This is a genomic window from Rhizobium sp. CCGE 510, from assembly GCF_000292525.1.
Classification (GTDB): Bacteria; Pseudomonadota; Alphaproteobacteria; order Rhizobiales; family Rhizobiaceae; genus Rhizobium.
Map to the genome: position 1 here is coordinate 631971 of NZ_AEYF01000044.1, position 22590 is coordinate 654560.

Below are 22590 nucleotides of genomic sequence, written 5' to 3' on the forward strand. Positions count from 1 at the left end.
CGGATGTAGGAAAACCGGGGACCGTCATCAAGCGGCTGTGGCGGGCGATTTCCTGAAATAACTTCTGATGACCGGATGGCCGAAGAGGCCGGCGAGGATCGCAAAGGCGGCGCCGACGACGAAACCGGCGAGAAGACCGCCGATGATGCCGGCGACCAGCAGGATCTTCTTGCCCGGGCCATCGGCCTTCACCGGCGGCTCGGCCGGCGAGATGACGCGAATGTTACTCTGGTTGAGGTTCTGCTCCTCGCTGGTCTGGCTGGAGCGCTTCAGCACGGTCTCGTAGATATCGCGCGCCGCCGTCGCCTTGCGCTGCAATTCGTTCAATTCCACCTGCTTGTCCGATGTGCTTGCCTGCAGCGCCTTCTGTACGGCAAGTTCCTTGGCGATGCTGTCCTCGGCGGCCTTGGCCTGCTGGTATTCGCCCCTGGCCGAAGTGGCCAGACGCTGCAATTCGCCCTTGATTTCACCGGCAATGCTTTGCAGCGAAGAGCGGGCCGCCTGCAGGCGCGGATGCCGCGTGCCCATCTGGCTTTCGAGGCTGCCGACGGCAGCGGCCTGGGTGGCATATTGCTGACGCAGGCTGACCAGCGGCGAGGTGACGCCACCCTCCGCCTGGTTGCCGGCGACGATATCTTCGACGCGGAGATTGGCGACAGAATCGGCGCGGGCCTTCGCCTGAATGGTCTTATCCTGTGCCGTCACCAGCAGCGTGTTCAGCGAGACAAGCCGCTGATCGGAGATCAGATTGCCTTCGGTGGCGGCCATGTCGTTGTCGGCGCGGAAGGTTTCGACAGCCTGCTCAGCCCCCAGCACTTTCTGGCGCAGATCGTCGAGCCGTCCGTCGAGTGTCGAGGAGGTGTTTTCGTAGATGCCGTTCGAGGCGCTGTTCTCCTCCTCAGTGAAGGAGGTGACAACCTGGTTGGCGAGCCTTGCGGATTTCTCCGGATCGTTGGTCGTGGCGGCCAGCGAAACGACATAGGTAGTGGCCTGGCGGGTGATGACCAATGCCTTCTGCAGGGTGCCGATCACGGCGGCGCCATCGGTGCGGCCGCCGGTGAATTCCGGATCCTGGTCAAGCTTCATGGTCTCGACGACGCGGCGCAGCACATTGCCCGAGGTCAGGATCTGCACCTGGCTGTCGATCAGCGCCGAAATCATTTCCGGCGACGGGCCTGAGGATTGCCCACTTGCGTCGGCAAGGCCGATCTGGCGCGGATCGAAATAAAGGCTGCTGACGGCGGTGAATTTCTGGCCGATGGACGGGGCCACCGCCCCGCCGGCAACGGCGCCGAGCAGCGCCAGACCAAGCACGACCAGTCGTCGGCTCCAGATCGCCGCGACGCTTGAGCGGAGATCGACAAGCGGTGCGGCAGGCGCGGACGCCGCGTCCACGGCTGGCTGTTTCAAAGATGCGGGCGGGGGCGCCGGGCGCTCGGACTGGCGGGGTTCCGCGACACTTGCCGGTGGCGGCACAAAGGCAGGAGCGGTGGGGGCAGGAGCGGCGGGTTCGGGCACCGGAGGCACAAAATCGTCCGGACGGACGACGGGGCTGCGCATGCGCACGCCTTCCGCCGCAGTCTGAGTCGACTCATAACTGCGCCAGCCAGGGAGCCGGCTTACCCTGTTCCTGTCATACTGGTTCATACGCGCACTCGTGTCCCGCCCAGCGTGAAAGACTGAAGCCGAGGTGCAGAGACTTTAGAAATTCTTAGCTAACGGACCGTTAAAATAATCTCATCGACGCCGATGTTGCGATTTGCCGCGATTGCGAGGAGAGCCATGAAGACGAGACGACATCTGACGGCGCTGCTGCTTGCGGCCGCTCTCGTCACGTCGCCGGCCCTGGCCGCCGACGCGCCCTGTTTTCGCGGCGTCAATCTTTCCGGCGGCGAATATGGCGAGCGCGACGGCACCTTCGGCACGAATTATACCTATCCCAGCGAAGACACCATCGGCTATTTCGCCGAAAAAGGCATGACGATCATCCGGCTGCCGTTCCGCTGGGAGCGGCTGCAGCCGGCGCTCGGCGGGCGGCTGGACGAGGACGAACTCAAGCGGATCAAGGATACCGTCGGGCTGATCCGCAAGCACGGCATGGCCGTGCTGCTCGACCCGCATAATTTCGGCTACTACGACAAGGTGCAGGTCGGCATGGCGCCGGCGACGGATGCGGCCTTCGGTGAGTTCTGGGCAAGGCTCGCGGTCGAATTCGCCAATCAGGACGGCGTCCTCTTCGGGCTGATGAACGAGCCGCACGACATCAAGGCGACGGACTGGCTCGATGCTTCCAATGCGGCGATCCGCAGCATCCGCGCCGTCGGCGCCCGCAACCTCATCCTGGTGCCCGGCACCGCCTGGAGCGGCGCGGGAAGTTGGGAAAAGGACGTGATCGGCGGCGCCAACGGCACGGTGATGCTCGGCGTGCGCGATCCGCTCGACTTCTACGCCTATGAAGTCCACCAGTATCTCGACGCCGATTCCTCCGGAACCCACCCAACCTGCGAAGGTGCCACCGCCGCCGTCGAGGCAATTGCCGGCGTCACCGCCTGGCTGAAGAAGAACCACAAGCGTGGCTTTCTCGGCGAATTCGGCGCCTCCGCCGACAAGGACTGCATGACTGGGCTGACCGAAATCTACGCCACCATGTCGAGGAATAGCGACGCCTGGCTCGGCTGGTCCTATTGGGCGGCGGGCGAATGGTGGCCGGCCGACGAACCGTTCAACGTTCAGCCGCAAAAGGGCACCGAGCGGCCGCAGATGCGGCTTCTCGCGGCCTCGGCAAAAGCCAAAGCCGGCGCCTGCGTCACCGTCAAGCCAGCGGGGAATTGACAGTGGCGGTCCTCGATCAGAAGGCAACTTTCTCTGTGGCGGGCAGTGTAGGCGGTCAAGCGTCACGGATCGATTATCCGGTGCTCTGGCTCGGCTTGCTGTCGGTGCTCTACAACGGCATTCTCGCCTTCATCAACCACAACATCATGCCGCTCTCGATAACCCATGTTGCCGCCAGCGAGGGGCTGATCATGGCGAGCGCCATCCTCTACATCTTGCACAAAGGGATCTACGAGACCGACCTGCCGGCCTTCTTGTTCCTGCTGTTTACGCTTGTCGTGACGATCTATGTGAGCGTGCTCAACCGCATGCTGTTCGTCGACCATTTCCGCAACGTGCTGATCATCTTCTGCTTTGCCGGGGTCGGCGGCTGGAGCAACGAGAAGACCATGAAGCTCGCCTTTCGCTGGGCGAGCCTTGCCGTGATGATCTTCCTGATCTTCGAGATCGTCAGCGTGCCGTTCTATGTCAGCATCGTGCATCCGTCCGACTATTTCGCCAATACGCGCGGACTGCTGCCGCTGAGCTACAACACGACGGGCCTGTTCCAGAACGCGCTCGGCTTTCCCGAGCGCTTCTCCTTCGGCATCATCGATCACCGCTCGTCGTCGATCTTCCTCGAACAGGTGTCGCTCGCCAATTTCTGCGGCGTGATCGCGATCTACCTGATTTCCATGTGGGAAAGGACAGGCCGCTGGGACCGGCTGCTCATGATCGGCACGGCGGTGCTGATCCTGGTGACCAACGATACGCGCACGATGCTGATCTTCTGTTTTGCCTGCATCGGCGGCTATTTCGTCTTTCCGAAGATCCCGAAGAATTTCAATCTGGCGCTCATGCCGCTGATCGTCGCCGCCGGTTTCCTCGTCTATACCCTGAAACCCAATGCGACGGGCGACAATTTCACCGGCCGCATCAACCTGACGATGAAGAAGGTGATGGATCTCGATCCTCTCGCCATTCTCGGGCTTTCCGTCGACCGGGTCGCCGAATTTGCCGACAGCGGTTATGTTTATCTGATCTACGCGGCGACGATCTTCGGCGTCATTGCCTTCTGGCTGTTCGTCTGCCTCTTTCCCGCCGGCCGCACGGCGGCGCAGCGGCGTTGCGCCCATTCACTTTCTCTTTTCATTTTTCTGAATATGATGATCGGGGGGACCGCAGTTTTCTCGATGAAGATCGCCGGTCTCCTGTGGTTCGTCGTCGGATATATGCGCTTCCACGACAGCCCGCGCATCCGGCGGGATTGTCCCGCAGATGTTAAGAGTTGACCGCAGCGGCATGGCTGAGACCGGCGACCCGCCGCGAGCCCTAGAACGGGATGATTTTAGGCCCGCTCGGCCTAAAATCTGAATCCTGTTCTACATCAAAGAAATAGAGCATGATGTCGTCCGAAAACCCGCCCACACTTTCGGCATCATGCTCTGGGGAGCAAGACGCTTGATGCTTGTCCAGCTTCAATATCTGCGCGCCATCGCGGCGCTGATGGTCGTCTATTTCCACGCGATACTGCAGCTTGCCAAGGTCAATCCCGCCGTAGACGCCACCGCCTTCGTCTATGGCGAAACCGGCGTCGACATCTTCTTCGTGCTCAGCGGTTTGGTGATGTGGCTAACGACGAGCGGGCGGGCGATGAGCCCGATGGATTTTGCCCGCCGGCGGATTAACCGCATCGTACCGCTCTATTGGCTGGCAACGCTGTTTTCAGCTGTCGTGGCGCTGGCCGCCCCGTCATTGCTGAAATCGACAGTGTTCGACCTCCCGCATCTCATCGCCTCGCTGTTCTTTCTCCCATGGGCCAATGCCGCCGATCCGAGCACGATCACCCCCGTCGTCGTGCCGGGCTGGACGCTGAATTACGAGATGATGTTCTACCTCGTGTTTGCGCTGCTGCTGCCGCTCCAGGAGATCCGCCGAATTCCAGCAATGTTTGCCGTCTTCGCCGTCATCCTGATCGGCTGCCGGCTGCTGCCGGAAACGTCGGCCACCCGGTTCTACGGCGAGCCGATCATCCTGGAATTTCTCGCCGGCGTCGTGCTCGGCTGGCTGTACGGGCAGAAGCTGCTGCTGTCGAACCGCTGGGCATGGGCGGCACTGGCCCTGGGGTTCGCATTCCTCTTCATCAACGAGGCGCTGATGCGGCCGGAAAGCCGGTTCTACGCCTGGGGGATTCCAGCGATCTTCATCGTCTACGGCGCGGTCTCCATCGATTTTTCCAGGCTGCCTTTTATCGGCTCGCTGAACTATCTCGGCGACTGCTCCTACAGCATCTATATCACCCACGCCTTCACCTTGGCTTTCCTGAGGGTCGCCGCCGACCGCCTGCCGATCGGCATCCTGAAGCAGCCGGTCCTCTTCGTGATCCTGGCGCTGGTGCTCTCGTCGATCGGCGGCGCCATCATCCACGAAATCACCACGCCCCGCCGCAAGGTCGCGGTGGCGAGCCGCCCCCCGGCCTGAGATTCAGCCCTCGAAGGCGAGAATACGCATCCCGGCGGCGCTGGCGGCACAGTTTTTCGCGCAACTTCTCCTAAGCTATGTACGAGGTGAGAGAACTTGCAGAAACGTGGCGGTTCATCTTGCAATTTGTCGCATGAATGAAAGTGCGCCGGCCTGTTCGCCGCCGGGGCTTTGATCTAAGCACGGCGGCGGTCTTGAAGAGGGAAGAGCGAGAGACATGAGAAGCTATGTATTGACGGTATCCTGCAAGTCGACGCGCGGCATCGTGGCGGCGATTTCGAGTTATCTGGCCGACAAGGGCTGCAACATCATCGACAGCTCGCAGTTCGACGATCTCGATACCGGCAAGTTCTTCATGCGCGTCAGCTTCATCTCGGAAGAGGGCCTTTCGGGCACCGAAATCGGCGCCGATTTTCCGGCCGTCGCCGCGCCCTTCGCGATGGATTACGAATTTCACGACAGCGAAAAGCGCATGAAGGTGCTGCTGATGGTGTCGCGCTTCGGCCATTGTCTCAACGACCTGCTCTACCGCTGGAAGATCGGCGCGCTGCCGATCGACATCGTCGGCGTCGTCTCCAACCATTTCGACTACCAGAAGGTCGTGGTCAACCACGACATCCCCTTCCATCATATTCCGGTCACCAAGGCCAACAAGGTTCAGGCCGAAGCCCGTATCATGGAGGTGGCCGAGCAGACCGGCACCGAGCTGATCGTGCTCGCCCGCTACATGCAGATCCTGTCGGACGAGATGTGCCAGAAAATGTCGGGCAAGATCATCAACATCCACCATTCCTTCCTGCCGAGCTTCAAGGGCGCCAACCCTTACAAGCAGGCCTACGGCCGCGGCGTCAAGCTGATCGGGGCGACGGCGCATTACGTCACCGCCGATCTCGACGAAGGCCCGATCATCGAGCAGGACACGGCGCGCATCACCCATGCGCAGTCGCCCGACGACTACGTCTCGATCGGCCGCGATGTCGAAAGCCAGGTGCTCGCCCGGGCCATCCACGCCCATATCCACCACCGCACCTTCATCAACGGCAACCGCACCGTGGTCTTCCCGGCAAGCCCAGGCAGCTACGCCTCCGAACGCATGGGTTGAACGCGACCGAGACCCACATCTCTTTTGCTGGCAAACGACAATCTCCCGTTGCCTGCCAGCAGCAAGTATTTGATTATCACCTTCAATAGGTAATCGAATCATGCTGCGGGAGGGGTGTCATGACCGACGAGGCGCTTGTTGATCGCATGACACTGCCGCGTCCCAACGTCACCGTTGCCGACGCGGAAGAGATCCTGCTTGCCCATTACAGCCTGTCGGGCACCGTTGCCGAACTCGGCAGCCAGCAGGATCGGAACTTCCGCGTCGATAGCCATCGCGGTCGCTACGTCCTGAAGATCTGCCATGCCGTCTACGAGACCCGCGAACTCCAGGCGCAGAATGCCGCGATCCATCACCTCAAGAACAGGCAAGATGCGCCACGCGTTCCCAATGTGATCGCCACGAATGACGGGCGGGAGATCCTCGTCCTGACCGTGCGCGGACAGGGCTACCAAGTCCGGCTGCTCGAATATCTGGAAGGCCAGGGGCTGACGGAACTGACCTATCTGGCGCCGGCTTCGGTCGCAGCACTTGGTGCGCTCTGCGCGCGGCTGGCGCTGGCGCTTGCCGATTTCAATCATCCGGGCCTCGACCGCAGCCTGCAATGGGATCTCAGGCGCGCCGGGCCGGTCGCGGTGCAGTTGCTTTCCGTCATCACCGACAGCGCCGCGCGCGACCGGATCGCCAAGACCATGGTGATGGCGGTCCGGCGCATCCAGCCCTTGGCGCCGTCGCTTCGGCTGCAGGCCGTGCATCACGACGTTACCGGCGACAATGTCGTCGGTCACCGCAATGCCCACGGTCATATAATCCCCGACGGGGTAATCGATTTCGGCGACATCATCCGCGGCTGGCTGGTCGGCGACCTCGCCGTCACCTGCGCCTCGCTGCTGCACCATGCCGAGGGCGACCCTTTTCATATCCTGCCGGCCGTCACCGCCTATCAGGCGATCTATCCGCTGACCGAGGAAGAACTGAAGGCGCTCTGGCCATTGATCGTCGCGCGCGCGGTCATTCTCGTCGCCAGCGGCGAGCAGCAGATTTCGATCGATCCTGAGAATGATTATGTCCGCGGCAATCTCGACCTTGAGCGGGCGATCTTCGATACGGCGATGTCCGTGCCCTTCGATCTCATGGAAGCGGCGATCCTCAAGGCAGCCGGCGCCGATGTCGCCGCCCCGGAAACATCGGGATGGCTGCCGCTGCTGCCTGACATCGAGGCCGACGGGATCGCCTATGTCGATCTTGGGGTCCGGAGCCCGCATTTTTCCGCCGGCAACTGGCTGGATGCCGACATGGACTGGCGGCTGCTTGCCCGGGCTGCGACCGAAAACGGCACGGCAGCGACGCGCTACGGCGAATACCGGCTCTCCCGGGCGGGAACCGCCAGGGGACAGGCGACCTGCGCCCTGCATATCGATATTTGCCTTGCCGCAGGCAGCGCGGTTGCTGCGCCGTTTGCCGGCCGTATCGGCTGGAAAGACCAACATCTGACCCTGACCAGCGACAGCATGACCCTGCACCTCGACGGGCTCGACCTCTCGGTCGAGAATGAAGCCGAGGTTGCCGGCGGCGATCCCCTCGGAACCGTCGTCGGCGAGCCTTCGTCGCTCGGCGGGCTGCGCGTGCAGCTTTGCAGCGTCGCGGGACTGGAGCCGCCGCTCTTTGCCACGCCGCGCGAGACGGCGGCCTGGTCGGTGCTCTGCCCTTCGCCCTCGCTGCTGCTCGGCCCTGAAGCCGACGCGCCGAAACCTGAAACCGCCGAGCTGCTCGCCAGGCGGCAGGCGCATCTGGCAAGGGCGCAGAAGAATTATTATGCCGAGCCGCCGCAGATCGAGCGCGGCTGGAAGGAGCATCTGTTCGATATCGAGGGCCGCGCCTATCTCGACATGGTCAACAACGTCTCCATTCTCGGCCATGGCCATCCCAGGCTTGCGGCGGCGATCAACGCCCAATGGCTGCGGCTCAACACCAATTCACGCTTCCATTATGCGGCGATCACGGAATTTTCCGAGCGGCTCGCCGCGCTTGCACCGGATGGGCTCGACGCGGTCTTCCTCGTCAATAGCGGCTCGGAGGCGAACGATCTGGCGATCCGGCTGGCGCAGGCTCATAGCGGCACGCGCAACATGCTCTGCCTGCTCGAAGCCTATCATGGCTGGTCGGCGGCAAGTGACGCCGTTTCCACCTCGATTGCCGACAATCCGCAGGCGCTGACGACCCGACCGGACTGGGTGCATACCGTCGTGTCGCCAAACACCTACCGCGGCGACTTCCGTGGTCCCGATACGGCAGCGGATTATCTCGGCATGGCGACGCCGGTGCTGGAGGCGATCGACGCAGCGGGCGAAGGCCTTGCGGGCTTCATCTGCGAATCGGTCTATGGCAATGCCGGCGGCATTCCGCTGCCGGACGGATATCTCAGCCAAGTCTATGCGCAGGTGCGCGCCCGCGGCGGCCTTTGCATCGCCGATGAAGTCCAGGTCGGTTATTCCAGACTCGGGCATTATTTCTGGGGTTTCGAACAGCAAGGGGTCGTGCCAGACATCATCACCGTTGCCAAGGGCATGGGCAACGGCCATCCGCTCGGCGCCGTCATCACCACGCGAGAGATCGCGCAATCACTGGAGAAGGAGGGGACGTTCTTTTCCTCCACCGGCGGAAGTCCGGTCAGTTGCATCGCCGGCATGACGGTGCTCGACATCATGGCCGAGGAGATGCTGCAGGAAAATGCCCGGACGGTCGGCGATCATCTGAAAGCGCGGCTTGCCGCGCTGATCGACCGCCATCCGATTGCCGGCGCCGTGCATGGCATGGGGCTCTACCTCGGTCTCGAATTCGTCCGCGACAGAACGACGCTGGAGCCGGCGACGGAAGAGACGGCGGCAATCTGCGACCGGCTGCTGACCCTCGGCGTCATCATGCAGCCGACCAGCGATCACCAAAACGTGCTGAAGATCAAGCCGCCGCTCTGCCTCAGCATCGAAAGCGCGGATTTCTTCGCGGACATGCTGGAGAAGGTGCTCGACGAAGGCTGGTGAGCGGGCTCTTTCCACATTAACCAAATCGGTCATTTCGAGGCATTCCGATTTTTAACGATATGGCCCATTGCCTGATTTAGCTGGGCTTCCTATGTCTGCTGCTGCGGCGATCGATCGAACGCTGATTCTGTCATGTGAATTTTACGAAGAGCTGATATGTTTCTTTCCGTAAGTTTCCACTTGGATGGAATGAAATTTTTCGGATCGTCGATTTTTTGACACGTTTCGGAATATGTTTCTGACAGGCTGTAGGGTAATCTCTACTAAGTTGGTAGATTATCAAAGACAGCCATCGCCGGCTCCGGGCTCTTCCGGGACCTCTCAAGCGCAACGCCAACGCAAGGAACGAGCATGATAAATATCGATATTCTCGCCGATCTCCTTGGGCGATCTGTGCTTGGCAATGACCGTCCGGGCGCCCTCTCCCGCCCGAACTGTCGAATGTGACGTTCGTCCTCCTTTCAACGGTACCAGACAAGTCAATTCGCCATGGCTGCGCATGTCGCGCAGCAGGAGTTCTATCTATGAAGAAGCAAGTTATCGAATATGCAGGCGTTCCCGTCGGGATCGTCATTCCCGATGAAGACCGGCTGAAGTTCATCGCCGTGAAATTTCATGTGCACGACCTCGACGAGCAGCGTTTCGGCTCGCCGGACGAGGTGCGGCTGGCCATCCACAACCTGATGACCCGCCGTCATCCGAAGCCGCTTCATGCCTAAGGGCATGAGGCCGGCGCTCGCATTCACGGCTCTTACCGATGTTCGACCGGTCCCGGCATTTGGGGCCGGTCTTGTTTTTTGAGGGCAATTGCAGTCCTATCGGCAGCCTTTCCGCCTAAGGATCCGCCCGTGCCCGATCTTCTCAACCTCATCACCGACATCGATGGCGTTTCCGTCGGCCATGCGACCGACCTTGCGCTCGGTTCCGGCGTCACGGTGATCGTCTTCGACGCGCCGGCCGTCGCCTCCGGCACCGTGCTCGGCGGCGCGCCGGGCGGGCGCGACACCGGCCTGCTCGATCCGTCGATGACCGTCAACGCCGTGGATGCCTTCGTGCTCTCCGGCGGATCGGCTTTCGGGCTGGATGCCGCCGGCGGCGTGCAGGCGGGATTGCGCGAACTCGGCCGCGGCTTTGCCGTCGGGCCGGTGCGCATACCGATCGTGCCCCAGGCGATCCTCATGGACCTGCTGAACGGCGGCGACAAGGATTGGGGGCTGCACTCGCCCTATCGCGATATGGGTTACACCGCCTTGAAGGCGGCCGCCAAGGGCGCCTTTGCGGTCGGCACCATTGGCGCCGGCACGGGTGCGACAACGGCCACCTGCAAGGGCGGGCTCGGCTCGGCCAGCGCCGTCAGCAGCGCCGGCCACCGCGTCGCAGCGATCGTCGCCGTCAATGCGCTCGGCTCGGCAACGATCGGCGACGGACCGCATTTCTGGGCGGCACCCTTCGAAAAAGACGCAGAATTCGGCGGGCTCGGCATGCCTAAGGCGGCCGATCACAGGATGCGGCTTAAGGGCATGGACGGGCCTGCGACGACCATCGGCGCAGTGGTGACCGACGCGCAACTGACCAAGGCCGAGGCGCACCGGCTGTCGCTCGCCGGCCATGACGGGCTTGCGCGGGCGCTGCTGCCGGCGCACCTGCCGCTCGACGGCGACACCGTCTTTGCCGCCTCGACCGCCAAGCGTAAAAGAGACGACATGGCGAGCCTGATGGAGCTCTGCCACCTTGCCACCATCGTCATGGCGCGGGCGATCGCCCGCGGTGTTTACACCGCCACCGCGCTGCCGGCCGAGGGCGCGCAAAAGGCCTGGCGCGACCGCTATCCTGACGGTCATTGATTGAATAGGGTCGCAACCTGGGCAGAATGGCGGAGAGACGTGAATGCAGATCCGGGCGCTGATGTATTTCGACGAGCTGGTCAGGACCAATTCGATGCGCCAAGCGGCCGAAAACCTCAATGTCGCGCCGACGGCGATCAGCCGGCAGATCGAAAACCTCGAATCCCATTTCGGCGCGCCACTTGTCGAGCGCAGCGCCCGCGGCGTCAAGCTGACGGCTGCCGGTGAACTGCTTGCCGCCCGCGCGGGCCGCACGCTGCGCGAACTCGATCACGTGCAGCAGCTGATCGACGACCTGAAGGGACTGCAGCGCGGCCATGTCAGCATCTACGCCAATGGCGCCACCGTCACCAATCTGCTGGCTCCAGTTCTGGCCAAGTTCAGCCTGGAATATCCGCAGTTGCGCTTTAGCGTGACGATCACCAGTGCGCGGCAGGCGGTCGATGCCGTCAACAGCGCCGAGGCGGATATCGCGGTGACGCTGTTTGCACCACCGATGTCCGGCACCAAGGTGCGGCTGCGCTCCGAGATTGTCTATGACCTCATCGCCACGCCTGAGCATCCAGCCGCCGCGCATGCTGAAATCCCGATCAGGAAACTCACCGACTACGCATTGGCGCTGCCGGAGAAATCCTTCGGCTTCCGCCAGGCCTTCGACACCCTATTCGAAAAGGAGGGGTTGGACCTCGATCCCGTCTTCGTCACCAGTTCGCTCGAAATGCTGAAGGAACTCGTGATCAGCGGCGCCGCGGTCACATTGCTGCCGGCGCTGACCGTCCGCCGCGAAATCGAAGCGGGCCAGCTTCTGGCTATTCCGCTCTCCGGCAAGACCGGCATTCGCACCCACATCGATCTCTGCGTTGCCCCGGATCGGCAGCTATCCTTTGCGGCAACGACGCTGCTCGACTTCATCGAAACCTTCATGCGCGAGCACACGGACAGCCGGACCGCGAGGAAAGGCTGACGTTCCTGCTTGCAATGGCGTCGGATTTACTGTGTAGCTATTTCGGCTACACTGAGCGCATAAAATCGTCATTTTGTGCGCACTGGATAGCGACATTTTATCCGCAGAGGTCGTCGCCGTCGAGCGCGAGATAGGGAACTGGATGATCAAGGTTTCGTTGGTGCCTTCGGCGCGTTTCGTCCGCCGGCTTTGCCTCGGTGCCGGGATTTCTGCCGGACTGGTGATAACCGCGATGACGCAGGCGCATGCGGCAAGGACCACCTTGAACATTGGCATGAGCGTCGAGCCGACCGGCCTCGACCCGACGATTGCGGCACCGGTGGCGATCGGCCAGGTGACCTGGCAAAACGTCTTCGAGGGTTTGGTGACGATCGACCAGACGGGCAAGATCCAGCCGCAGCTGGCAAAAAGCTGGGTGATTTCGCCCGATGGCCTGACCTACACCTTCAAGCTGCAGACCGGCGTCAAATTCCACGATGGCGAGGCTTTCGATGCCGCCAGCGCCAGGTTTTCGCTCGAGCGCGCCCGCGGTGCGGATTCGTTCAATCCGCAGAAACGCTTCTTCGCCTCGATCGCCTCGATCGATACGCCCGACGCCGAAACCCTGGTGCTGCATCTCTCGGCACCGACCGGCAGCCTGATCTATTGGCTCGGCTGGCCGGCCTCTGTGATGCTCGCACCCAAGACCGCTGCCGACGACAAGACCATGCCGGTGGGCACCGGCCCGTTCAAATTCGCCAGTTGGGCGAAGGGTGACAGGGTCGAACTGGAAAAAAATGCCGATTATTGGAACAAGGATGCGGCCGCCGAGCTCGACAAGGTGACCTTCCGCTTCATCGCCGATCCGCAGGCGCAGGCAGCTGCGCTGAAATCCGGCGATCTCGATGCCTTTCCGGAATTTGCCGCACCCGAGCTGATGAGTTCCTTCGACGGCGATGCGAGGCTGGTCACCAGGATCGGCAATACCGAGCTCAAGGTCGTTGCCGGCATGAACAATACCAGGAAACCGTTCGACGACAGACGCGTGCGCCAGGCGCTGATGATGGCGATCGACCGCCGGACGTTGATCGACGGCGTATGGTCCGGCCTCGGCACGCCGATCGGCAGCCACTACACGCCGAACGATCCGGGCTATCAGGACATGACGGATGTGCTGCCCTATGACGTCGAGAAGGCGAAGGCGCTGCTTGCCGAAGCCGGCTATCCCAGCGGCTTCACCTTCACGATCAAATCGCCGCAGATGGCTTATGCGCCGCGTAGCGCTGAGGTGATGCAGGCGATGTTTGCCGAGATCGGCGTAACGATGACTATCGAGCCGACCGAGTTCCCGGCGAAATGGGTCCAGGACATTATGAAGGACCGCAACTTCGACATGACGATCGTCGCCCATGCCGAACCGCTCGACATCGACATCTATGGGCGCGATCCTTATTACTTCAACTACAAGAACCCTGCTTTCAACGCGCTGATACAGAAAGTCCAGGAGACGGCCGATCCCGCCACGCAGAGCGCGATCTATGGCGAGGCGCAGAAGATCCTCGCCAAGGATGTGCCCGCGCTCTACCTCTTCGTCATGCCGAAACTCGGCGTCTGGGACAAAAAGCTGAAGGGGCTGTGGGAGAACGAGCCGATCCCTTCCAACGTGTTGTCCGGGGTTTCGTGGGAGGAGTGAGGCGGGCTCCGAAGGATTGAGAGGCATCGAGATGAGCGAAGAGAAGCCGGACAGCGAGTCGTTCAATGCCGGTTGCTGCCCTCTCCATCCATCATTCCTGTGCTTGTCACAGGAATCCAGCGCGCCCAAGTCCTTGGGCGCAGGAGACTCTCTTGCCTCGGTCGCAGTCATTCACGGCGCAGACGCGCCGTGGCTGGATTCCTGTGACAAGCACAGGAATGAGGGAGGGTGGGGTGACCGTCGCATCACCTCGAAAGCCTGGCGACGAGGCCATCCCCTAAAAGCCGCCCCGGCAGCGTGGCTCGCATGATCGCACTTCTTGCCCGCCGCTTCGCCGGTCTCCTCGTCACGCTTCTCATCATCTCGCTGCTGATCTTCACCGTCATGGACCTGCTGCCCGGCGATCCCGCCTCGATCATGCTCGGCACCTCGGCAAGCCCGGAGACGCTGGCGGCGCTGCGCCATGATCTCGGGCTCGATCAGCCGCTCATCCTGCGTTACGGGCAATGGCTTGCCGGCGTGGTGTCAGGCAATCTCGGACAGTCCTACACCTATGGCGTACCGGTGGTGGGATTGATCGTCGAGCGGCTGGCGGTGACGCTGCCGCTGGCGCTGATGGCGATCGTGCTTTCGGTGGCGATTGCCCTGCCGCTCGGCGCGCTGGCCGCTTCGCGCCGCGGCGGAGTCTTCGACATCATCGCCACGCTGTTTTCGCAGATCAGCATTGCCGTGCCGGCCTTCTGGGTGGCGCTGCTGTTGATCATCCTGTTTTCGACGATCCTCGGGCTGATGCCGGCCGGCGGTTTCCCGGGCTGGAGCGCCGGCCTGATGCCGGCATTGCAGGCGCTGGTGATGCCGGCCGTCGCTTTGGCGATGCCGCAGGCGGGGGTGCTGACGCGGGTGGCGCGTTCAGCGGTGCTGGAGACGATGCATGAGGATTTTGCCCGCACCGCCACGGCCAAGGGGCTTTCGCGCAACGCCGTGCTGTGGCGGCATATCGTGCCGAACGCGCTGATCCCGATCCTGACGCTGATCGGGCTGCAATTCACCTTTCTCGTCGCCGGCGCGGTGCTGGTGGAAAACGTCTTCAATCTGCCCGGCCTCGGGCGGCTGGCCCTGCAGGCGCTCGCCCAGCGCGACATCATCGTCATGCAGGATGTCGTACTGTTCTTCGCAGGCCTCGTCATCCTTGTGAATTTCATTGTCGATCTCTCCTATCTGGCGATTGATCCGAGGATGAGAAAGGTGGCTTGAGGCATGGCTCCCGTCGTTTCCGGCGCCGCTGTCAGCCGCCAGCTCTTTAAACCTAGCCGGAGAATGAACCTGGTTTCGGGAGCGGTGATTATCGGCCTGCTGGTCGCCGTCGCGCTGCTATCGCTCGTCTGGACGCCGCTGCCGCCGGCAAAAATGCAGATCATCCACAAACTGCAGCCGCCGCTCGCCTTCGGCCTGCTCGGCACCGACCAGTTCGGCCGCGACGTGCTGTCTATGCTGATGGCGGGATGCTGGAATTCGCTGTCGATCGCCATCACCGCTGTTGCCGTCGGCGGGACTCTCGGTTCGATCGCCGGTATTTCGGCGGCGGCGATCCGCGGTCCGTTCGAAGCGCTGCTGATGCGCATCTGCGACGTCATCTTCGCGCTGCCGCCGATCCTGTCCGCCATGGTGCTCGGCGCCTTTCTCGGCCCGGGGCGGTTCACCGCGATCACCGCGATCGCCGTCTTCATGATCCCGGTCTTTGCCCGCGTGACGCTTGCGACCTCGCTGCAGGCCTGGAGCCGCGACTACGTCACGGCGGCGCGCGCGCTCGGCAATACGCGCCTGGCCATTTCGCTGCGCCATGTGCTGCCGAATATCATCAGCCAGATCATGGTCCATGGCGCCATTCAGCTCGGGCTGGCGATCCTGACCGAAGCCGGTCTCAGCTTCCTCGGGCTCGGCATGGCACCGCCGGCGCCGAGCTGGGGCCGGATGCTGGCCGATGCACAAACCTATCTGGCGCTCGCCCCCTGGCTAGCGGTCCTGCCCGGCCTTGCCATCGCGCTCAGCGTTTTCGGTTTCAACATGCTTGGCGACGGCTTGCGCGATCTTCTCGACCCGCGCGAGGCGCACCGCTGATCAGCCGGCCGGGCGGCGGTAGCCGGTCGGCTGCTCGTAGAGCCAGCCGATACGCTTGACGGCGGCCTCGAAATTCTCGTGCGCCACCGTCATGCTGTGGCCGTTGGCGTGGAGGATGGTTTCCGGATCCTCGAAGACGGCGACATGGCCCTTCCAGAACACCAGGTCGCCGCGGCGGATTTCGGCGCGGTCGATCGGCTGGCCGAGGCCGGCTGCCTGCATGTCGGTATCGCGCGGCGCAGCGCTGCCGGTCATCAGCATCGCCAGCTGGACGAGGCCGGAGCAATCGATGCCGAGGCCGGAGCGTCCGCCCCAGAGATAGGGCGTCTCCAGGAAACGGGCTGTGATTTCGACGTAGTCGGCGCCATCGAGCGCGCCGATCGGCTGGACGTGCTTAGCAAAGATCGCCGTCCCGTCCTCGAGCACGACGTAGCGATTGCCGCGCGCTTCCGCCTCGCCGGCGACATGCACGCGGCTTCCCATCGACAGGATGGCTTGGTGCGGCTTGCGCAATTCCGGCTCCGGATAGAGGAATGTACGCTGGACGGTGACGATATGGGTCGGGGCCATCAGGCCCTCCGACAGCGCCTCTTTGGGGACATAGCCGACATAGCCGTCCGAGGCGGCTTTCACCCAGCACCAGCCGCCGGCGCGATCGAACACCGTCACGCCCTCGCCGAGAAGTAGTTCGGTATCGATGCCACGCAAAAGGTCCGGTTCGGGGCGCAGGCCGACGACCGGAACGGCGACACGCGCCGGGGTGCCGTCCACGAAGCGCAAAGCCTCCACCTTGCCTTCGAGCCCCGCTTCGGCGAGATCGGGCCGATAGGCATGCAGCCGGCGGTCGAGCATCGTCATTGGCATTCCTTTCAAGTGGCCTTTCAAGCGGCCCTTCAGTTGGCCTCTCAGAGCGGCAGCCGGCGGGCCTGATCACGGACTAGGTCGCCGAGCTTTTCCAGATACAGCGCACCGCCGACGGTGCGCTTGATGATCACGCTGCGCCGATCGGCATCGTCGCGCACGCGGTCGACCAGGCCCATCTCGCCCATCGTGTCCAAGGCGCGGGTAATGACCGGCTTTGTGACCTCAAGCGTCGCGGCAAGCCCGCGCACCGTATGCGGCGGCGGCACCAGATAAATATGCAGCAGGATCGCCATCTGGCGCAACGTCAAATCGCGGTCATCGTGGCGGACCTGATCGAGCGCCACGCCATGCCAGAGCCCCAGCGCTTGCGAGGCGGTCAGTTCGATCGGCACGGCCCCTCCGGAAGATCGTTACGCTAACGTTTCATTTTCCGGCAGTTGGCATGGACATGCAAGAGGCGGCAGGAATTGCCGCCCGGCAGGGTGAATAAAATTTTAACGATCGGCAGCGAGGGCAGCGCATGAACAGGTCACACGATGCGCCCCGGCTCCAGCTGGCTATGGCGTCAGCGCAGGCTCTCGCGGATATGATGGAAGAGCGCGCGGATCGCCTGCGCTTCACCACCGCCCGGCGAATGCGGTCGCTCGGATTGCGCCCAGCCGTAAATGTCGAAATGCGCCCAGCTCTTCGCCTTGCCGACGAAACGCTTGAGGAAGAGGGCGGCGGTGATCGCCCCCGCCATGCCGCCGGCCGGCGCGTTGGTGAGATCGGCGAACTTGGTGCGGATATCCTTTTCGTAACCGGAATAGAGCGGCAGGCGCCAGATCGGATCGTCTGTTTCGAGGCTCGCTTCGGTCAAGTCATGCGCCAGATTGGCGTCATCGGTGAAAAAGGGCGGGAGATCCGGACCGAGGGCGACACGGGCAGCACCGGTCAGCGTCGCCATGTCGATCAATAGGTCGGGCTCTTCCTCGTCGGCATAGGCGAGCGCATCGGCAAGGATGAGACGGCCTTCGGCATCGGTATTGTCGATCTGGACGGTCAGACCCTTGCGGCTCTTATAGATGTCGCCGGGGCGGAAGGCATTGGACGAGATGGCGTTTTCGACGACCGGAACGATGACGCGCAGGTCGACCTTCAGCTTGGCATCCATGATCATCAGGGCAAGCCCCATGACATTCGCCGCACCGCCCATATCCTTCTTCATCAGCAGCATGGAGGCGGCAGGCTTGATATCGAGACCGCCGGTATCGAAGCAGACGCCCTTGCCGACGAGCGTCACCTTGCGGTGGCCCTTTTTCCCCCAGCGTAATTCGAGAAGGCGCGGTGCATCGGCGCTGGCGCGGCCGACGGCATGGACCAGCGGGAAGTTCTGCTTGAGCAGGTCGTCGCCTTTGATAACAGACATCTCTGCCTTGTAATGTGCGGCCAGGCTGCGGAAGGCCGCCTCGAGCTGTTCCGGCCCCATATCATTGGTCGGCGTGTTGATGAGGTCGCGGGCGAGAAAGACGCCGGCGAGCTGGCGCTTGATGTCGGCACTGTCGGCATCGCGGGGGATCATCAGCGTCGCCGCCGGCGTTTTTTCGGACTTGTAGCGGTCGAAACGGTAGCTACCGAGGCCAAAGCCGAGAGCCAGCCGATTTGCCGTCAGCGGTGCAGTCTCGATGTGCCAGTCGCCGGCCGGCAGCGCCCGGGCGAGCCGGCCGGTAATGTAAGGCTGCTCGGATGGATTGGTGCCGAGGCCAAAAAGCGCGCCGCCGAGATGGCCTTCGGCCGTCGGGATCAGCAGCAACGACCCGCTTTCGGCCTTGTAGCCCGCCCTGCGCGCCCAATCGAGCGCGATCGGATCGATCGTGCCGGTCTCGATATGGGCGGGGGTGACGGCAAAGATCGGCAGCGTCGAACCGCCCTTGGTGTTGAAAGGGGTCGCTCTCTCGATGAACTGATAGGGGGCCATGATTGTCCTTCGGCGGTCGTAAGGAATCACTCCTTAACGGTCTGTTAGGGTTAACAGACTATTGCTGGAGCGAAGATTGCGTCAAACCTTTCCCTGTTCCGCTTCGAGGTCAGGCGCCGATTTCGGAATTCAGGAACGCGTCATGCCCGCCTCGCTCACCACCACATTCACGAATCGTATCCTCCAGGGCGCTGCGGCATCGCTCATCGTCCTGGCGCTCGCCGGCTGCTCGACAACCAAGGACCGAATGACGACGGGCTCGGTGCCGAAGCTTACCAAGCCGGTTGAAGAGATGGACGCGACCGAGCTGCGCTCGGCGACCGACCGGCTCGGTCAGGCCTATGAAAAGAACCCGCGCGATCCCGTCACCGGCGTCAGCTATGCCAATCTGCTGCGCATGAACGGCCGTGACACGCAGGCGCTCGCCGTTATGCAGCAGGTGGCGATCAGCAATCCCGCCGACCGCAACGTGCTCGCCGCCTACGGCAAAGCGCAGGCGGCGGCCGGTCAGTTCCAGCAGGCGCTCGACACGATCGGCCGCGCCCAGACACCCGACCGTCCGGACTGGAAGCTGATCTCGGCCCAAGGCGCGATCCTCGACCAGATGGGCCGGGCAAGCGATGCCCGGCAGCGCTACCGTGACGCGCTCGACATCCAGCCGAACGAGCCCTCCATCCTTTCCAACCTCGGCATGTCCTACGTGCTGACCGGCGATCTGCGCACCGCCGAAACCTACCTGCGCTCCGCCGCCAGCCAACCCACAGCCGACAGTCGCGTCAGGCAGAACCTTGCCCTCGTCGTCGGTCTGCAGGGACATTTCCCCGAGGCCGAGCAAATCGCCCGGCGCGAACTTTCGCCACAACAGGCCGATGCCAATGTCGCCTATCTCAGAGGCATGCTCTCGCAGCAGAATTCCTGGCAGAAACTTGCCGCCAAGGACAAGACGCCAGGTGCCGCGGAGGCCAGCAATACCAACTGACCGATCAGGATTATGTCGTCAGCAGTTCGGCCTTCTTTAGCGGGCGCTTAGGCCCGACAGAATAAGACGAAGACCGAGGCCGCCCATGACCGCACCGGCGGTCCGGTCTATCCAGCTCTTCGCAGCGAGATAGAGCCGCCGCGGATGGCGGGCCGAGAAGGCGAAGGCCACGATCGAATACCACCCCGCTTCCACCGCAAAGACCCCGAGCGGCAGCGCGATCATCAGATCGAGCTGCACCGTTCTCGGTAGAAGCGCAGCAAAGAGGCTGGCATAGACGATGATGGTCTTCGGGTTGCTGAGCTGGGTCAGCAGCGCGGTCGTGAAGCTCCGCATCGGCGCGGGTTGGCTATCGCTGGCGTCGGATACCTCCAGCGGCTGCGCAGCACCTCTCCAGATATTCACGGCGATATAAATGAGGTAGGCGCCGCCTGCGACCTTGAGCAAGACATAGAGCCATTCGAACTGGGACAGCAGCGCCGTCAGCCCAGCGAGTGCCAGCACGGCAAAAACCACACCACCGGCGCCCATGCCGAGTGCGGCCGCAAGACCGTCCAGCCGCGACCGCGAAATGGCAATCCTGGAGACGACGACGAAGCTCGGGCCGGGGCTCATGGCGCCGACGGCCAGGGCTGCCATGATGCTGATGAAAACGCCTGCAGAAGACATCAAGGAAACCCTCGTTTTGAAATCGAAGGCTACCGCATAATTCCTCAAATCGGAATCGATTTAAGCGGCGCAAGCATCAGAACTTGTCGGACACCTGGATGCCGGCCGGGCCGAGAATGACGGCGATCAGCACCGGCAGGAAGAACAGGATCATCGGCACCGTCAGTTTCGGCGGCAGGGCGGCTGCCTTCTTTTCCGCTTCGTTCATGCGCTCGTCGCGGCCTTCCTGGGCGAGGACACGCAGCGCCTGCGCGACCGGCGTGCCGTAGCGATCGGCCTGGATCAGCGCCTGCGTGACCGAGCGCACCAGCTCGATCTGCGTGCGCGTGGCAAGATTTTCAAGCGCCATGCGGCGATCCGGCAAGAAGGATAGTTCAGCCGTGGTCAGCACCATCTCCTCGGCGAGCGCCGGCGACTGCTCGCCGAGCTCTTCCGACACACGCCGCATCGCGGCCTCGATCGAAATGCCGGATTCGACGCAGATCAGCATCAGGTCCAGCGCATCCGGCCAGGCGCGTTTGATCGAGTGCTGGCGTTTGCCCATGCGGTTCGAGATATAGATGTTCGGCGCGTAGAAACCGACATAGCCGATGGCGATGACAGCGAACATGCGGATGGGCATGCCCCTTTCGGCGAGATGGCCGAGACCGAAGACCCAGAACACGGCAAGCGCCAGGAAGAGGAAGGGCAGCAGGAACCGCGCTACGAGGAAGGTATTCAGCGCATTCTCGGAGCGAAACCCGGCAGCACGCAGCTTGTTGACGGTATTCTCGTCGACGAGCGCCTTGCGCAGGTTGAAGCGTTCGACGATCTGGCGGACCGAACGATTGTTCTGGTTTCTGAGCGAGGCTTTGCCGGTGCCGGTTTCGGCGTTCATGCGGGCGCGTTCGCGGGCGCGGATCTGCTCGCGCTCGGTCGAGACGGCCTTCATACGCTTGTTGAGATCGCCGCGCTCGAAGAAGGGGGTGGCGATCGTGTAAAACGTGGCGAAGACGGCGATAGCCACGAACAGCGCGATCAGCATGCTCGGATTGGTCAGGGTTGCGGCAAGGTCCTGCGACATGATGCGTCCTTCCGGCTAGATGTCAAAATTGACCATGTTGCGCATGACGAAGATGCCGATCGACATCCAGATCGCCGATACACCCATGATGAAATGGCCGCGCGGATCGGTGAAAAGGATCATCATGTAGCTCGGCGAGGTGAGGTAGACGAGGGTCGCGACGATGAAGGGCAGAGCGCCGATGATGACGGCGGACGCCTTGGCTTCCATCGAAAGCGCCGAGACCTTGGCCTTCATCTTCCTGCGCTCGCGTATCACCTTGGAAAGGTTGCCGATCGCTTCCGACAGATTGCCGCCGGCTTGCGACTGGATGGCGATGACGATGGCGAAGAAGCTGACTTCCTGGAGCGGCATATGGGTCGTCATGCGGGCGCAGGCGTCGGGGATGCTGAGGCCCACCTGCTGTGCCTCGATCACGCGCCGGAACTCGCTCTTGACCGGCTCGGTGCCTTCGGTTGCGATAAGACGGATCGCATCGTTGAGCGGCAGGCCCGATTTGATCGAGCGGGTGATGACGTCAAGCGCATTGGGGAGTTCGTTGAGGAACTTGTTTTGGCGGCGCTTGATCAGGAAGCCGACGATCCAGCGCGGCAGGCCGAGACCGGCGACCACGGCGATACCGATTATCACCATCAACGATACACCGATGATGAAAGCCATGAGCAGCAGCACGCAGGCGAAGACGGCGCTGATGAGATAGAATTTCCCGACCGTGATGGTCAGGCCGGCCTGCACCAGCCGGGATTTCATCGTCAGGGTCTTCTTGGTCTTTTCGTGCTGGCGCTTTTCCAGATCCTTCAGATTGTCCTGCACCGATTTCCGGCGCTTCGACATTTCCTGCACCCGGTCGCGGGCGGCCTTGACCTTGACCCGGTCGCTTTCAGCCGATTTGACGCGGTTGATGCGGCTTGCCGATTTCTTGTCGGCCTCGATCCGAGAAAACATCAGGGCATAGGCGACCGCCGCCGCGGAGATGGCGGCGAGGACGACGATTGCCAACACTATCGGATCGAACCCGAACATCT

General features: G+C 62.6%; 19 protein-coding genes. 12 read left to right on the forward strand and 7 right to left on the reverse strand.

Going from position 1 to position 22590, the window contains the following annotated elements; translation table 11 throughout:
* Nucleotides 1-27: 27 nt before the first annotated feature.
* Nucleotides 28-1647: a GumC family protein gene (locus tag RCCGE510_RS23190; protein ID WP_037079458.1), complete on the reverse strand. Its 1620-nt coding sequence runs from the start codon at nt 1645-1647 to the stop codon at nt 28-30.
* A gap of 135 nt (nt 1648-1782) precedes the next feature.
* Between RCCGE510_RS23190 and RCCGE510_RS23195 the strand changes: the two genes are divergently transcribed.
* The 11 genes from RCCGE510_RS23195 to RCCGE510_RS23245 all read left to right on the forward strand — a co-directional run bounded on the left by RCCGE510_RS23195 (nt 1783) and on the right by RCCGE510_RS23245 (nt 16033).
* On the forward strand, nt 1783-2832 hold the full coding sequence (locus RCCGE510_RS23195) for a glycoside hydrolase family 5 protein (RefSeq protein WP_007634026.1): 1050 nt from the start codon (nt 1783-1785) through the stop codon (nt 2830-2832).
* 2 nt (nt 2833-2834) lie between these two features.
* Nucleotides 2835-4103 carry a hypothetical protein gene (locus RCCGE510_RS23200; RefSeq protein WP_007634027.1) on the forward strand — a complete coding sequence of 423 codons (1269 nt, stop codon included), beginning with the start codon at nt 2835-2837 and terminating at the stop codon, nt 4101-4103.
* A gap of 172 nt (nt 4104-4275) precedes the next feature.
* Nucleotides 4276-5292 carry an acyltransferase gene (locus tag RCCGE510_RS23205; RefSeq protein WP_007634028.1) on the forward strand — a complete coding sequence of 339 codons (1017 nt, stop codon included), beginning with the start codon at nt 4276-4278 and terminating at the stop codon, nt 5290-5292.
* Nucleotides 5293-5509: 217 nt separating this feature from the next.
* The gene (purU, locus tag RCCGE510_RS23210) at nt 5510-6394 is read left to right on the forward strand and encodes a formyltetrahydrofolate deformylase (RefSeq protein WP_007634029.1); all 885 of its coding nucleotides are present in this window, start codon (nt 5510-5512) and stop codon (nt 6392-6394) included.
* Between the two features lie 119 nt (nt 6395-6513).
* Entirely contained in the window at nt 6514-9435 is a 2922-nt protein-coding gene (locus RCCGE510_RS23215; RefSeq protein WP_007634030.1) for an aminotransferase, read from the forward strand.
* A 524-nt stretch (nt 9436-9959) separates the two neighbouring features.
* On the forward strand, nt 9960-10154 hold the full coding sequence (locus RCCGE510_RS23220; RefSeq protein ID WP_007634031.1) for a hypothetical protein: 195 nt from the start codon (nt 9960-9962) through the stop codon (nt 10152-10154).
* 129 nt (nt 10155-10283) lie between these two features.
* On the forward strand, nt 10284-11279 hold the full coding sequence (locus RCCGE510_RS23225) for a P1 family peptidase (RefSeq protein WP_007634033.1): 996 nt from the start codon (nt 10284-10286) through the stop codon (nt 11277-11279).
* Nucleotides 11280-11322: 43 nt separating this feature from the next.
* Nucleotides 11323-12243 carry a LysR substrate-binding domain-containing protein gene (locus RCCGE510_RS23230; RefSeq protein ID WP_007634034.1) on the forward strand — a complete coding sequence of 307 codons (921 nt, stop codon included), beginning with the start codon at nt 11323-11325 and terminating at the stop codon, nt 12241-12243.
* A gap of 142 nt (nt 12244-12385) precedes the next feature.
* A complete protein-coding gene (locus RCCGE510_RS23235) occupies nt 12386-13915 on the forward strand; it encodes an ABC transporter substrate-binding protein (protein WP_007634035.1) in 1530 nt (509 codons plus the stop codon).
* Between the two features lie 306 nt (nt 13916-14221).
* Entirely contained in the window at nt 14222-15169 is a 948-nt protein-coding gene (locus tag RCCGE510_RS23240) for an ABC transporter permease (RefSeq protein WP_007634036.1), read from the forward strand.
* Between the two features lie 3 nt (nt 15170-15172).
* Nucleotides 15173-16033: an ABC transporter permease gene (locus tag RCCGE510_RS23245; protein ID WP_037079460.1), complete on the forward strand. Its 861-nt coding sequence runs from the start codon at nt 15173-15175 to the stop codon at nt 16031-16033.
* Here the strand turns inward: RCCGE510_RS23245 and RCCGE510_RS23250 are convergent, their stop codons facing one another.
* From RCCGE510_RS23250 to RCCGE510_RS23260, 3 genes are all read right to left on the reverse strand, one after another.
* Nucleotides 16034-16891 (reverse strand): NlpC/P60 family protein, encoded by an 858-nt coding sequence (locus RCCGE510_RS23250; protein ID WP_007634040.1) that lies wholly within the window; start codon nt 16889-16891, stop codon nt 16034-16036. It abuts the gene before it with no gap.
* 47 nt (nt 16892-16938) lie between these two features.
* The gene (locus RCCGE510_RS23255) at nt 16939-17289 is read right to left on the reverse strand and encodes a MarR family winged helix-turn-helix transcriptional regulator (protein ID WP_007634042.1); all 351 of its coding nucleotides are present in this window, start codon (nt 17287-17289) and stop codon (nt 16939-16941) included.
* Between the two features lie 173 nt (nt 17290-17462).
* Nucleotides 17463-18854, reverse strand: a complete 1392-nt coding sequence (locus RCCGE510_RS23260) for a leucyl aminopeptidase (protein WP_007634043.1) — start codon at nt 18852-18854, stop codon at nt 17463-17465.
* Nucleotides 18855-18996: 142 nt separating this feature from the next.
* On the opposite strand from RCCGE510_RS23260, the gene RCCGE510_RS23265 reads away from it, so the two are divergent.
* On the forward strand, nt 18997-19833 hold the full coding sequence (locus tag RCCGE510_RS23265; protein WP_007634044.1) for a tetratricopeptide repeat protein: 837 nt from the start codon (nt 18997-18999) through the stop codon (nt 19831-19833).
* A gap of 36 nt (nt 19834-19869) precedes the next feature.
* Here the strand turns inward: RCCGE510_RS23265 and RCCGE510_RS23270 are convergent, their stop codons facing one another.
* The 3 genes from RCCGE510_RS23270 to RCCGE510_RS23280 form a co-directional block, all read right to left on the reverse strand.
* Nucleotides 19870-20502 carry a LysE family translocator gene (locus tag RCCGE510_RS23270; protein WP_007634045.1) on the reverse strand — a complete coding sequence of 211 codons (633 nt, stop codon included), beginning with the start codon at nt 20500-20502 and terminating at the stop codon, nt 19870-19872.
* Nucleotides 20503-20578: 76 nt separating this feature from the next.
* A complete protein-coding gene (locus RCCGE510_RS23275; protein WP_007634046.1) occupies nt 20579-21565 on the reverse strand; it encodes a type II secretion system F family protein in 987 nt (328 codons plus the stop codon).
* A gap of 15 nt (nt 21566-21580) precedes the next feature.
* Complete coding sequence (locus RCCGE510_RS23280) at nt 21581-22588, reverse strand: type II secretion system F family protein (protein ID WP_007634048.1); 1008 nt, start codon at nt 22586-22588, stop codon at nt 21581-21583.
* Nucleotides 22589-22590 lie beyond the last annotated feature (2 nt).

Coding starts and splice junctions, on each gene's coding strand:
- RCCGE510_RS23190 (WP_037079458.1), bottom strand. CDS start 1,647: ATGAACCAGTATGACAGGAACAGGGTAAGCCGGCTCCCTGGCTGGCGC.
- RCCGE510_RS23195 (WP_007634026.1), top strand. CDS start 1,783: ATGAAGACGAGACGACATCTGACGGCGCTGCTGCTTGCGGCCGCTCTC.
- RCCGE510_RS23205 (WP_007634028.1), top strand. CDS start 4,276: ATGCTTGTCCAGCTTCAATATCTGCGCGCCATCGCGGCGCTGATGGTC.
- purU (WP_007634029.1), top strand. CDS start 5,510: ATGAGAAGCTATGTATTGACGGTATCCTGCAAGTCGACGCGCGGCATC.
- RCCGE510_RS23215 (WP_007634030.1), top strand. CDS start 6,514: ATGACCGACGAGGCGCTTGTTGATCGCATGACACTGCCGCGTCCCAAC.
- RCCGE510_RS23220 (WP_007634031.1), top strand. CDS start 9,960: ATGAAGAAGCAAGTTATCGAATATGCAGGCGTTCCCGTCGGGATCGTC.
- RCCGE510_RS23230 (WP_007634034.1), top strand. CDS start 11,323: ATGCAGATCCGGGCGCTGATGTATTTCGACGAGCTGGTCAGGACCAAT.
- RCCGE510_RS23235 (WP_007634035.1), top strand. CDS start 12,386: ATGATCAAGGTTTCGTTGGTGCCTTCGGCGCGTTTCGTCCGCCGGCTT.
- RCCGE510_RS23240 (WP_007634036.1), top strand. CDS start 14,222: ATGATCGCACTTCTTGCCCGCCGCTTCGCCGGTCTCCTCGTCACGCTT.
- RCCGE510_RS23245 (WP_037079460.1), top strand. CDS start 15,173: ATGGCTCCCGTCGTTTCCGGCGCCGCTGTCAGCCGCCAGCTCTTTAAA.
- RCCGE510_RS23250 (WP_007634040.1), bottom strand. CDS start 16,891: ATGACGATGCTCGACCGCCGGCTGCATGCCTATCGGCCCGATCTCGCC.
- RCCGE510_RS23260 (WP_007634043.1), bottom strand. CDS start 18,854: ATGGCCCCCTATCAGTTCATCGAGAGAGCGACCCCTTTCAACACCAAG.
- RCCGE510_RS23265 (WP_007634044.1), top strand. CDS start 18,997: ATGCCCGCCTCGCTCACCACCACATTCACGAATCGTATCCTCCAGGGC.
- RCCGE510_RS23270 (WP_007634045.1), bottom strand. CDS start 20,502: ATGTCTTCTGCAGGCGTTTTCATCAGCATCATGGCAGCCCTGGCCGTC.
- RCCGE510_RS23275 (WP_007634046.1), bottom strand. CDS start 21,565: ATGTCGCAGGACCTTGCCGCAACCCTGACCAATCCGAGCATGCTGATC.
- RCCGE510_RS23280 (WP_007634048.1), bottom strand. CDS start 22,588: ATGTTCGGGTTCGATCCGATAGTGTTGGCAATCGTCGTCCTCGCCGCC.